Here is a 12,409-nt window from a genome sequence, read left to right as displayed (position 1 = left end):
CTCTTGTGCTGTGGCAGGCGGCAACGCACGCAGGCAAGGTCTGGAAGCGTGTTCGACACCTCAGCCCATCGGCGATAGGGCCGACTGGCTCGGCCACGTGACTCCGCCGGTTTCCGGCGCCGCGACCGTTAAAGCGCGAGCATTATCAGTTGCAGATTTGCAACTGCGTTCTCCACGCGCCCTGAACCTGCGCGGAACCTCTCCGCCCTACATTTGCAGCGCACTCGGCAGCGCGCAGCGTGCGCAGTACGCGGCCTCTGCAAGGCCCACTGCGCCTTGTTTTGTGCTGCCGGTGCGCCGCCTGCGCATGACGCCTGGCGACTCCCCTACCAACCGGAAGCCCCTCCCCATGAAAAGCCTGATCGCCGCCGCCTTCCTGGCGCTCGCATCGCTGAGTGCCCACGCTGCAGAGCCTGTCACTGCCTCCACCACGTTCCTGGAGTACGAGCCGGTGCGTGCCGGTGGCGAATCGAAGTGGATGACGGTGACGTTCAAGAACAACACCGGCTCGCCGATCGACGTGTACGGCATGGGCTGGGACGGGCCGTATGAATTCACCTGGTGGTGCTCGAACGGCACCTATCACCTCCTGCCGCCGCACGGCACCTGCACGCTGTCCGGTCAGTTCGAAGCGCGCAGCACCGAGCCGCTGGGGCTCAACACCGGCATCGCCGGCTTCCGCCTGTCGACCGGCACGATCATCATCGACATCGCCGGCTTCATCTACACCGGCAAGACGAAGGCCGGCGTCGACAACCTGCTGTCCTCGCTGACCGCGCTGGGCCTGCCAGCCGCGAGCGTCGACCAGCTCAAGCCGCCGCTGTCGAGCGCGCGCACCTACCTCTACGACAGCTACACGAGCAACGACAAGAAGGCCTGCTCGCCGCTGCGTACCTTCATCCTGCGAACCGAACAGGAAGCAGTCGCCGGCCGCATCACCGACTGGGAAGCGGCGGCACTCGAGATGCAGGCGCGCGCGATCCGGACCACGCTGGGTTGCACCTGCTCGGTCTGACCGCACTGGCTTACGCTCGAGATACGCGTCCCGTGTTGCTGGCCTCACGGCATTGTTTCTGCTCATGAGGTGATTGGCGTTCGCGACGGGCCGTGGGCGGTGCGTTCACCGACGGATCCCGAGCTGTTCCGGCACATGAAAAAGGCCCCGCACTGCGGGGCCTTTTTCTTACACGTCATGCAGCGCGGTCGTGGCTGAGCACGGCTGCCTCGGTCCCGACGAATGCAGGCGGCCGGTGGTTGCAGAGCCAGTTACCGGCGCGTCATCGCGTTCGCGGAAGACGGACCCGGCCCTTCTGCTCTGCCGTTGCTTCTGGCGGCTTTTCATCGCGCATTCCGGCGCAGCTGTTAAAGCAATTAAGCTGGCTGGCCGGGCAGTACTTAGTCGAAATGCGCAATCATCCACCGAACGAGCGAACACCACCGCCTCCGGTCGCCGGCAGCGGTGATGCGTTCGCCACGCGCATCCGGCGCTCGGTCGGGCTCGTGCTGGTGGCGCTGCTGGTGACGGCAAGCCTGGCGATGGTTGGCGTGATGTACCTGCTCAACCTCACACGCTCGGCGGTCGGCGATCATGCCGACGACCTGTACCAGGTGCAGGAACTGCGGATCGAGACCCAGCGCATGGTCGCGGCCGACCGCGCGTATGTGCTCACGCGCGACCCGAAGTACGCCGCGACTGTCAAGGCGGCCCATCTCGAATTCCTTCGCATTGCCCGGTCGCTGGCGGCACGCAGCGTTACCCCGACCGGGCGCAGGATGCTCGCCGACACGGTCCGGCTCAAGGAATTGCATTGGCAGGCTGTGCTTCGTCTCATGGGGACATCGTCGCCGACCGAGGCGCAGGTCGTGTTCGAGCAGGAGGTCGCTCCGTTGACCGAGCGGCTGCAGGCTCAGCTCGAGGCGTCTACACAGCGAAAACAGGCACTGTTCGAGCGGGCCCAGGACTCCGTCGATGAGGCGGCACGCCGTGTCCTTGCCGTGCTCGCGGTGGTGATCGGCGCAAGCGTGCTGGCCGGTGCGGCGGTGTGGGTCATCACGCGACGCACGCTCGGGCGTATCGAGCACTACCAAGGCCAACTGCGCGGCCTGCTCACGGCCCGCGATGATTTCCTCGCTGCCGTGGGCCACGAGCTGCGCACACCGCTGTCGGTGCTCAAGCTCAACATGGACCTGTTGCGCAGGCGGGTCTCGGGCGCGGCTGACCAGCAGGTCATGGTGACCGGCCCCGTGCTCGCGATGCTCGAGAGGAACGTGGCCGTGGTCGTGTCGCTGGTGGACCGCCTGCTCGACGTGAGCCTGATCGATTCGGGCCGGCTCAAGCTGCAGGCCAGCCAGGTCGACCTTGCGGCGCTGGCGCGCGAATCGGCCGATCGCGCGGCACCGGCGCTCGCGGACAAGCCATGCACGCTCGGTGTGGATGCGCCGGCCTCGGTAATCGGGCATTGGGACCCGGTCCGCATCGGCCAGGTCATCGACAACCTGCTGATGAATGCAGTGCGCCATGCCTGCGGCGGTGCGATCACGCTGAAGGTCGAGCAGGTCGAACGCATCGCGCGGGTCAGCGTCCGCGACAGCGGCCCCGGCCTGTCGGTTGCGGACCAGACGCGGATCTTCGAGCGGTTCGAACGCCTGGGCCCGACGCGCGACGGCAGCGGGATGGGATTGGGCCTGTCGATCACGCGCGACATCGTGCAGGCCCATGGCGGCACGATCCGTGTCGAAAGCGAACCCGGCGCCGGCGCCTGCTTCATCGTCGAGCTGCCGCTCGAGGGTGTGCGGTCGTGACGGCGCAGGTGCTCGTCATCGAGGACAACGCCGACCTGCTGCTGACGCTGGCGCTCGTGCTGGAAGCCGAAGGGTGCAAGGTGCAGCAGGCCTTGAACGGGCACCAGGCCTGCGAGCTGCTGGTTGAACGCGGCACGGCGCCGGACCTGATCGTTCTGGACCTGCAGATGCCGGTCATGGACGGCTGGCAATTCGTGAAGACGCTCGCTCAGCTCGACCTCGCCGGTGCGGACACGGTACCGCTGATGGTCATCACGGCGAGCGGCCATGCGCCGGCGTGGGCTGCAGCCGTGGTGCGCAAACCGTTCGAGATCGAACAGCTGCTCGATACGGTCAGGGCCCTGCTGGGCGAGGCGCCCGCGAACCGCTGAGCGAGCGTCCAGCTGCACATGCCGTGACACTGCAGCCCCAGGGGGGGCGCCCGACTGCCGGGAAGGCGGAGGAAACGACCGCGCCAGCGCTGTGATCACCGGCCGAACGCGTGCGAGAAGCCAGTCAAGGTTCCGCGCCGCAGGCCGATAAAGGCTCGGTCGAAACCACATCGGCGCGCGAAGGACGGGCTCAGTACCCACCGTTAGGCCGCGTCCGGTCAGTGCATGGGGGCCGGTCGCATGACGGGCGAGGCTGGAAAAGGTGGACCAGTGTCTGAAGCAGTCGATTTCGTAGCCGCTCCGTTTCCGGACAGCGAGGCCGAGCGCGTGGCCGCGCTCAAGCACTTGCGCGTGCTGGATTCGCCGGCCGAGCCGATCTTCGATGACCTCGTGTGGCTGGCTGCCAGGGCATGCAACACCTCGATCAGCCTGGTCTCGCTGATCGATAGCGACCGCCAGTGGTTCAAGGCCCAATGTGGGCTGGAGGGCAGCCAGACCCCGCGTGACCTGGCCTTCTGCGCCTACACCATCCTCGGGTCGACCATCCTCGAGATCCCCGACACCCTGCTCGACCCGCAGTTCTGCACGCACCCGGCCGTGATCGACGGGCCCCGGATCCGGTTCTATGCCGGCGCGCCGCTGGTCGGTCGCGGCGGCCATGCCTACGGCACGCTGTGCGTGGCCGATGCCCGCCCCGGCAAGCTCGACGCCGGGCAGCGCGAGGCCCTGACCCGGCTCGCACGCCAGGCCGTCAGCCAGCTCGAGGCCAGGCAGGACCGGTTGGACGCGCAGGCGACCCGTAAGGAACTCGCGCGCATCCTCGAGGCGATGCCGGACGGGGTGGTCACCTGCAATGCCGAAGGCGTTCTGGCCCAGTTCAACCGCGCAGCGCGGCAGTGGCACGGCCTTGACCCGCGCGCCCTGCCGCCCGATCAGTGGGCGCGGCATTTCGACCTGTACGACCCGAAAGGCGAGCACCTGCTCGAAACCGACGCGATCCCGCTGCTGCGCGCCTGGAGGGGCGAGGTCGTGCGCGATGCGCAGCTGGTAATCAAGGCCGAAGGCCAGCCGCCGCGCACCGTGCTGTGCAATGCCGACCCGCTGGGCCCGCCGGGCGGCGAATCGCTCGGCGCGGTCTGCGCGATGCGCGACATCACCGAGCTCAAGGCCGCCACCGAGCAGGTTGCGACCGAGCGTCGCCGGCTGCAGGCGCTGGTCGATGCCTCACTGGATGTGGCGATCATCGCCACCGACCGCAGCGGCACGATCACGCTGTTCAACCCGGGCGCCGAGCAGCTGCTGGGCTATCGCACGGATGAGATCGTCGGCACGCACACACCGCTCGTGTTCCACCTGCCCGACGAGGTCAGTGAGCGCGCGCGTGAGCTTGAGGACCAGCTCGGGCGGCCGCTGCAGAACTTCGACGACTTCATGGTCGGCACGCAGGACGGCCGCTCCGAAACGCGGCAGTGGACGTTCGTCTGCAAGGACGGCAGCCATCGCCAGGTGCGGCTGTCGGTCAGCGCGGTACTGGACGCATGCGGGACGGTGGCCGGCTACCTTGGCATGGCGGTCGACCTCACCGATCGGCTGCTTGCGCAGGAAGACGCGCGCCTGGCATCCGAGCGCTTCAGCGGTGCATTCGCGGCCGCCGCGCAGGGCATGGCGGTCGTGTCGCTGGAAGGTCGCTGGCTCGAAGTCAACGAATCGCTGTGCCAGATCCTCGGCTACAGCCGTGAAGAATTGCTCGTCACCGATTTCCAGCAGCTGACCCATCCGGATGACCTGGCTGCCGGTCATGAACTGGTACGCGAGTTGATCAACGGCAATCGCACGCGAGGCCAGCTCAACAAGCGCTACCTGCACAAGCGCGGCCGGGTGGTCTGGGCACTGCTGTCGGTATCACTGGTACGTGATGCACGCGGACGTCCGCTGCACTTCGTGGCGCAGATCCAGGACGTGACCGAGCAGCACACCGCGCAGGAGCGCATGCGCGACAGCGAATCGCGCATGCGCAGCATCCTCGAGAACTCGCATGATGCGTTCATCGCGATCGACGAGGCCGGCAGGATCATCGAGTGGAACCGCTCGGCCGAGGCCGCATTCGGATGGCGCCGCAGCGAAGCGATCGGCCAGTCGATGGCCGCGCTCATCGTGCCACCGGCGATGCGCAACGCACACCAGTCGGGCATGCAGCGCTTTATCGCCTCCGGCGAGCGGCGCGTGCTGGATCAGCGCATCCAGCTGCCGGCCATGCATCGCAGCGGCCGCGAATTCCCGGTCGAGCTGACGATCAGCGAAGTGCGCCACGGCGACCGCCGGATGTTCACCGCGTTCCTGCACGACATCAGCGCCCGGCTCGAAGCCGAGCAGCGCGTACGCGACAGCGAAGCGAGGATGCGGCTGGTGGCCGACAACGTGCCGGCGCTGATCGCCTACGTCGACAAGGACCTGCGGTACCGGTTCGCAAACCAGGGCTATCACGAGTGGCTGGGGCTCGAGATCGATTCGGTCGAAGGCCGGCACATGCGCGAGATCGTCGGTCAGGCGCGTTTCGAGCAGGCACAGCCGTATATCGAGCGCGTGTTCGCCGGCGAGCAGGTCGAGTTCGAACGCGACTACCCGCTGCCGGGCGGGGGCATCCGCCATGCGCAGGTGACCTATGTGCCGGATCGGCACGATGACGGGGTGGCCGGCTTCTATGCGCTGATCCAGGACGTCACCGCGCACAAGCGGCTTGCGGAGGTGCTGCAAAGCCGCGCACTGCGTGACGACCTGACCGGGCTGCCGAACCGCGCAGCCTGGAAGGAAGAGCTCGATCGCGGCCTGGCACGGGCCAACCGCGCCGGCGTGCCTGCCGCGGTGATGTTCCTGGACCTCGACGGCTTCAAGCAGACCAACGACACGTTCGGCCATGAGGCCGGCGACGCGGTGCTGTGCGAGTTCGCGCGGGTGCTGACATCGACGCTGCGCAAGAACGATCTGGTGGCGCGACTGGCGGGCGACGAGTTCGTCGTGCTGCTGGATCAGGTGTCCGACCTCGACGGCCACCCGCCGGTGATCGCGCGCAAGATCATCGATGCTGCGAAGGCCGGCCTCATGTTCAAGGGCCAGCACCTGAGCATCAAACCCAGCATCGGCATTGCCGTGCAGCACGGCCCGGCATTCGACGCCGAATGCCTGATGCGCCGCGCCGACGAGGCGATGTATCTCGCCAAACGCAGGGCGTCCGAGCAGTTCGAGATCCTGGACTGCTGATAGAGCGCGGGCTTCGCACGCGCGGCAGCGCTCGCCCGGTTGCCGCGCGGGCTGCTGTCTCGGCGCGCGGTGACTGCGCAATACAGTGGGTCGAAACAGATACCGATCGGCGTACACATGGCCGCTCGGCACTGCGATGCGGTCATCAGCGGCCACTCGCGCGTCGCCGGCAGGCGTGGCGCGGGTGTGATCAGCTAGAGCAGCGTCGGCTCGTAGCCTTCATCGCGCTGCTCCGCCTTGCTGCCCAGGATCTTCATCAGCGACTTCGCGTTGCGTTGCCCCTGGTCTTCGTAGTTGTTGTTGAACACGACCTGGGTCGGCGCCTCGACCGCGATCTTGCGGATCTTCTTGCCCAGGTCCTTGAGCTCGTCGTCGGTATAGTCGTAGTTGAAGCGCTCGCTCGCGGCCTTCGCGCCTTTCGCATCCCAGGTCTCATGGTTGCGGCCGTGCAAGCGCACGATCACCAGCGCGGGCGACGCGACGCCCCACACCTGCGGAATGTTGTGGCCCTTGCCGGTCTGCGGCTCGTCGACGACCACGTGTGCGACACCGAGGTCGCGTTCCATCGCAAGCGTTTCCTCGTCCTTGTCCTTCGACCCGTACCAGCCCTTGTTACGGAACTCGAACGCGAGCTGGTAATCGCCGAGCCGTCCGACGCATTCCTCGAGGTGGCGCTTCCAGTCCGGCGATGGCGTCACCCAGGGTGCGAACTGGAAATGCACGGCGGTGAGCTTGCCCGCATCCCTCAGCGGCCGGATGCCCAGCTCGTAGCCGCGCCACAGCTCGTCGCGCAGCTCGTCGGGCACGTCCTTGTAGTAGATGTTCTTCTTCTGCTCGAAATGCGGCGCCAGCGCCTCGGCGATGTCCTTCGGCAGCGCCTTGGCTGGTGTCTGATGTCCGGTGAACAACCGGAACGACTTGATGTTGAAGTTGAAATCGTCCGGCGTACGCTCGACCCACAGCTCGGCGTTGCGCGAGCTCGGCAGTGCGTAATAGCTCGAGTCCACCTCGACCATCGGGAAGTTCGCTGCATAAAAGCGCAGGCGCTCTTCGGACGAGTTCACGCCCTTGGGGTAGAACAGGCCCGACTTGATGAGGCTGGGGTCGGTCCAGCTGGCGGTGCCGATGCGGATCTTGTCCATCGCCCGAGCCTATCCCGTAGCGGATCACGGGCAGGTCGACCGCCTTCACGCCGCGGCCTGTGATCGCATCGCCATGCGGCATCTTCTATCGTGGGCGCCCACCTCCACGCCCACGCTCCATGTCCGACGCCGCCGAAATCCAACCCACCGCCGAGCAACTGCGGGCCGAAGCGCTTCACCAACAAGGCGACGAAGCCGACGAGGCCGGTGACGAGGAGCGCGCGCTGAGCCTGTACATGCAGGCACTGGAGCTGGATTTCACGCGCGCGATGACGCACTACAACGTCGGGCTGATCTACAAGTACCGCGGCGACTGGGAAAAATCGCGGCGCTTCAACAAGCGCGCCGCGGAGCTCGCCCCCGATCACGAAGCCGCGCTGTGGAACCTGGCGATCGCAGCCACCGCGCTGCGCGACTGGACCACCGCGCGGGCCGCCTGGAAGCAGGTCGGCATCGATGTCGGCGAGGGCGACGGCCCGATCGAGGGAGACTTTGGCATCAACCCGGTGCGGCTGAATCCGCACGAGGATGCGGAGGTGGTCTGGGCGCAGCGCATCTGCCCGGTGCGCGCCCGGATCATCAGCGTGCCGTTCCCGGAGTCCGGCTTCGCCTATGGCGACATCGTGCTACACGACGGCGCAGGCACCGGCACGCGCATGCACAACGGGGTCGAGAAGTCGGTGTTCAACGTGCTCGAGCCGTTCGAGTCGTCGCCGTACTCGACCTTCCAGGTGGACGTGCAGATCTCCTGCGAGCAGGACCTGCGCGAGCTGCTGGCCGCCTGCGAGCGCGCCGGTGTCGAATGCGAGGACTGGACGTACTCGGTGCGGATGATCTGCAAGGGCTGCAGCGAAGGCAGCGCACACGACGAGCACGAGGTCGTCGAGGACCCGGAATGGAAGGACCGCCGCCGCCTGGGCCTGGCCGCATTCGAAGAGGGCCCGGTGCGTTACCTGCTCGAGCAATGGCAGACCGCCGACCGCCGGGTCGAGACGTTCGAATGCGCGCTCGAGGCTGGTTTCGACGGATGATCCGGCCCACCCGTTCGCTATTGACTCGGCCGCGAGCAGGCTGACAGCCTGATTCCTCGGTGGAACATCCCGTGGAACCCTTTCCACGCACCCTGTGGATAACCGTCGGGATAAGCACAAGCACAACTACGCGAGACCCTTTGCTCACGGGGCGCCGGCCCAGTCTGGTTAATTTTTCGCCACCCCATCAAAACGCTGCAAGCCCTTGCGCCACCGGGAATTTTTCGGGTAGGGCGGTGGTGAGGCCGCTGCTAGCCGTAAGGCGGACCATGTCAGCGGCGCTCCGATTGAGCTCGCGGGGCTTGAATGCGACTGGGGAAGGCAGCGCACGCGTACGCCACTGGACGAGCAAGCGCATCGGCAGAGCGGGCTCATGGGTGGTTCGGTAAGTGAATCCAACCGCGTCAGCCTGCCCGTCAGCCTGCGGGCTGCTGACTACTGCATTCCCCTGTCGACGCACGGGGCTGGCGTGGGTTGTTGCGCTCGCCGCGATCATGAAGCGCTATCGCGACCCGCGGCACGGCGCTGATCAGCCTGCTGACTGGCGTCGGTTTCGAGGCTCTCCGCAGCACCTGAGTGTCTATCAAGCGCTTCGCCTAGGGCCGAAAGCCGCCACTGGGCAACCGGGCGCCAACGGCTGGTCAACCCCAGCCGAGCCCGGCATTGTGAGCGAAGCAGCCGCTTTGAACACCGCCCGCCTTACTTGTCGCCGCAGCAACCCTGCGCTTCGCCGAGCAGCCTGCCGATATCGGCAGGCTTGGTCAGGACGGAACAGCCGTACCGGCGTTCGAGGTCGGCCAGCTCACCGGGGCTGCTCGCGCCGGACACAACGACCACCGACACGGCGGCCACCTTCCGGTCACCGTGCGATCTGAGCCGCTGGAGGAACTCCCACCCATCCATGACCGGCATCATCAGGTCCAGCACGACCAGGCACGGCGGCTGGCCGGCCTGCAGCACGTCCAGCCCGACCCTGCCGTTCTCGGCGGTGCGCACCGAGTAACCCTCCAGCTCGAAGACATCCCGCAGCGTGTCCCGAATGTCCGCGCTGTCGTCGATGATCAGGATGTCTTCGTGCGTCACGATTCATTCCGGGGTTGCTGGATCGGAAGACTGACCCGGAACAGTGTGCCTTCGCCGACCGTCGAAGACAGGTCGATTCGGCCGCCAATCGCCTGCACGAGCTGTCGCACGAGCGCCAGGCCCAGGCCCATGCCGGGCACGGACTTGCGCCTGACGGGCTCGAGCTGTTCGAAGGGCTCGAAGATCCTCTCGAGGTCCTCCGGTGCGATGCCGATGCCGGTGTCTGCCACTTCGATCACAGCGACCTCTGCGGTGTGGGCCAGGCGGAGCGTGACCGCGCCCTGCTGCGTGAACTTGAGCGCGTTCGACAGCAGGTTCCCAATCACGACGCTGAGCAGTCGACGATCGCTTTCGAGCGCTGGCATGTCCTCGGGAGCGGGCTGCATCTCCATCTGTACGCCCGGCGGTACCTGCTCGACGTGATCACGCATGATTTCGCGCGCAAGCTCGGTCACGTCGATCCGCTCGAGCTGCAGCCTGAGCCGGCCGCTCTCGACCCGGGTGTACTCGAGCAGGCCTTCCACCAGCGAAGTCATCTGCGAGGAGGCGCGCATGAGCCGCTCCATGCGCGAAGCGAGCGCTGCAGGCAGCTCGTTGCGGGTGTCACGGCTGATGACCTGCAGCGTCATGTTCAGCGTCGACAACGGCGTGCGCAGCTCATGGGAAATCACGCCCAGAAACGCACTCTTGGTGCGGCTTGCCGCCTCGGCCTGCTCACGCGCGACCTCCGCGGTCTCGACTGCAAGGCGGAGCTGACGGTTGCGCTGGCTGACGGTTTCCGCAAGCCCGACCAGGTCGGTCGAGAGCGAGGCTAGTTCGGTGCGCAACGCATCACCCGCGCGCTTGGCGCCGATGAGGTTCCCCGCCCGGGCGAGCAGCTCCTGGGGCTGGAACGGCTTGGTCAGGTAATCCTGCGCGCCGCTTGCGAGCATGCGCACGCGAAGCTCGTCATCGGCCTTGGCGGTCAACAGCAGGACCGGGACCGTGTCGAACTGCGCGTCCGCACGCAGGGCTTCGACAAGCTGGTCGCCGCTCATGCGCGGCATCATCACGTCGGTGATCACGAGGTCGGGCCTCAGCGCCCTGGCTTCGGTCAGACCTTCGACCCCGTCGGCTGCAGTGATCACGTTGAAACGCTCCGCGAGCGCGCCGGCCATGAATGCGCGCAGCTCGGGGTTGTCCTCGACGACGAGAACCTCGGGCCTGCCCGCAACCGATGGCAGACTCTCCCCGCTCGTGGTCGAAGCCTGCACCGACAGCTCATGCAGGGCGCCTTCCAGCGCGGGGGCGCGACTGCCCGCGCCCACTGGCGCCGGGCTGACATCCAGCGCCCGCGGCGCGGCCTTCGGCAGCGCGGCGATGAAACTCGACCCGCCACCCGCCGCATCGGACACCGTCACGGTGCCGCCGTGCAGCTCGACGAATTCCTTGACGATCGCCAGGCCGAGCCCCGTACCCCCGTGCTCACGCGTGGCCGAGCCTTCCGCCTGGCGAAAGCGCTCGAAAATCGCCTCGCGTTGATCGACCGGCACACCCGGCCCGGTGTCGCTTACCGCGATGCGGATCATTCCATCCTGCTCGGACAGGCCCACCTCGACGGCACCGCCACGCGGCGTGAACTTCAGCGCGTTCGACAGGAGGTTGACGACGATGCGCTCCAGCTTGTCCTGGTCAGCGTGTACAACCAGCCGATCCGGCGACTGCACCACGAGGCGCAGCTCGCGCTGCTCAGCGGCAATTTCGAACTGCCCGACCAGACGCCGCAGCCAGGCGGCGACATCGAACTCGGCGTATGCAAGCTCGGCATTGCCGAAGTCCAGCTTGGCCAGATCCAGCAGATCATTGACCTGCTTCAGCAGCATCTTGCCGTTGGCACTGATGCTCTCGAGCTGGCGGCGCTGCGAAGTCGTCAGCGTGTCGTCGGCCAACAGGTGCTCGGCCGGGCCCAGGATCAGCGTCAGCGGCGTGCGCAATTCATGGCTGACGTTCGCGAAGAACTGGCCCTTGAGTTCGTTGAGTTCACGCACCTGGGCCAGCGTCGCTTCGAGTTCGGCATGCGTGCTCTCGAGCTTGATCCGGCGCTCCTCGGACAGGCGCGCGGTGTACACGACCTCCTCCACCTGCGGCCGGATGTAGAACAGGCCGATCGCAGTTGCGACGGACGCCGCTGCGGTCGCGGCCTTCACCAGCCCTTCGAAGATGTAGTCCGGATTCCAGGCGGTCCAGATCTCCATGAAATGCGTCATCCCGCACAGCCCGATGAACAGGCCGAACGCGATGAACACCGGACTGAACGGGAGCCGGATCTTCCGGACCAGCGCCCAGAGGATCAGCGAGATTCCCAGATAGGCCGCGCCGATCAGGAAATCCGACAGCACGTGCAGCCACAACAACCACGGGATCCACAGATAGCAGTGGCCGTGGGGCATGAAGTACGCGCTTTTTTCGAGCGCGTCGCTGAGCCACTGGGGCATGGGCCTACCCGGAAATGCGAGACACAGTGCCTGCATTATTACGCGCTGGACGGCCGGATGTTCCCTAATTGTGGCGGATGACATACCCGCCGCCGCGGGCCAGCGGCGCGTCCTGATCGCAATGGTTCGTTCAACGACGTTGCGGTTGAGAATTCGCTTGAGCTCACTCTCAGCCGGATCGACCGCAGGGCCCGCCCTTGCATCCTCGAGGCCGGCTGAATCTTTGCCTCGCGGAAGTCTCGGAGGGA

Annotated in this window: 8 protein-coding genes; 5 read left to right on the top strand and 3 right to left on the bottom strand. The window is 66.6% G+C overall.

Translation table 11 applies throughout. The features are described from left to right. Positions 1–10 precede the first annotated feature (10 nt). The 4 genes from ACFFGH_RS17415 (at position 11) to ACFFGH_RS17400 (ending at position 6,431) form a co-directional block, all read left to right on the top strand. Positions 11–1,015, top strand: a complete 1,005-nt coding sequence (locus ACFFGH_RS17415; protein WP_386670571.1) for a hypothetical protein — start codon at positions 11–13, stop codon at positions 1,013–1,015. Between the two features lie 239 nt (positions 1,016–1,254). Further along, complete coding sequence (locus ACFFGH_RS17410; RefSeq protein ID WP_386670569.1) at positions 1,255–2,802, top strand: sensor histidine kinase; 1,548 nt, start codon at positions 1,255–1,257, stop codon at positions 2,800–2,802. Then, complete coding sequence (locus ACFFGH_RS17405) at positions 2,799–3,173, top strand: response regulator (protein ID WP_386670567.1); 375 nt, start codon at positions 2,799–2,801, stop codon at positions 3,171–3,173. The genes ACFFGH_RS17410 and ACFFGH_RS17405 overlap by 4 nt, the downstream gene beginning before the upstream one ends. A gap of 270 nt (positions 3,174–3,443) precedes the next feature. Then, positions 3,444–6,431: a PAS domain S-box protein gene (locus tag ACFFGH_RS17400; protein WP_386670565.1), complete on the top strand. Its 2,988-nt coding sequence runs from the start codon at positions 3,444–3,446 to the stop codon at positions 6,429–6,431. 194 nt (positions 6,432–6,625) lie between these two features. Here ACFFGH_RS17400 and ACFFGH_RS17395 read toward each other — a convergent pair whose 3' ends face one another. Beyond that, the gene (locus tag ACFFGH_RS17395) at positions 6,626–7,573 is read right to left on the bottom strand and encodes a DUF72 domain-containing protein (RefSeq protein ID WP_386670563.1); all 948 of its coding nucleotides are present in this window, start codon (positions 7,571–7,573) and stop codon (positions 6,626–6,628) included. Between the two features lie 119 nt (positions 7,574–7,692). Here ACFFGH_RS17395 and ACFFGH_RS17390 point away from each other — a divergent pair, with 119 nt between their 5' ends. Beyond that, complete coding sequence (locus ACFFGH_RS17390; protein ID WP_386670561.1) at positions 7,693–8,604, top strand: tetratricopeptide repeat protein; 912 nt, start codon at positions 7,693–7,695, stop codon at positions 8,602–8,604. 699 nt (positions 8,605–9,303) lie between these two features. Here ACFFGH_RS17390 and ACFFGH_RS17385 read toward each other — a convergent pair. Continuing rightward, positions 9,304–9,687, bottom strand: coding sequence for a response regulator transcription factor (locus ACFFGH_RS17385; RefSeq protein ID WP_386670559.1), 384 nt, complete (start codon positions 9,685–9,687; stop codon positions 9,304–9,306). Further along, complete coding sequence (locus ACFFGH_RS17380; protein ID WP_386670557.1) at positions 9,684–12,245, bottom strand: ATP-binding response regulator; 2,562 nt, start codon at positions 12,243–12,245, stop codon at positions 9,684–9,686. The genes ACFFGH_RS17385 and ACFFGH_RS17380 overlap by 4 nt, the downstream gene beginning before the upstream one ends. Positions 12,246–12,409 lie beyond the last annotated feature (164 nt).

It is taken from the genome of Lysobacter korlensis (assembly GCF_042434515.1).
This window is presented reverse-complemented; position numbering and strand designations above follow the sequence as displayed.

Excerpts from the sequence above, each read along its gene's own strand:
- ACFFGH_RS17390 (WP_386670561.1), top strand. The coding sequence starts at position 7,693 with ATGTCCGACGCCGCCGAAATCCAACCCACCGCCGAGCAACTGCGGGCC.
- ACFFGH_RS17380 (WP_386670557.1), bottom strand. The coding sequence starts at position 12,245 with ATGTCATCCGCCACAATTAGGGAACATCCGGCCGTCCAGCGCGTAATA.
- ACFFGH_RS17395 (WP_386670563.1), bottom strand. The coding sequence starts at position 7,573 with ATGGACAAGATCCGCATCGGCACCGCCAGCTGGACCGACCCCAGCCTC.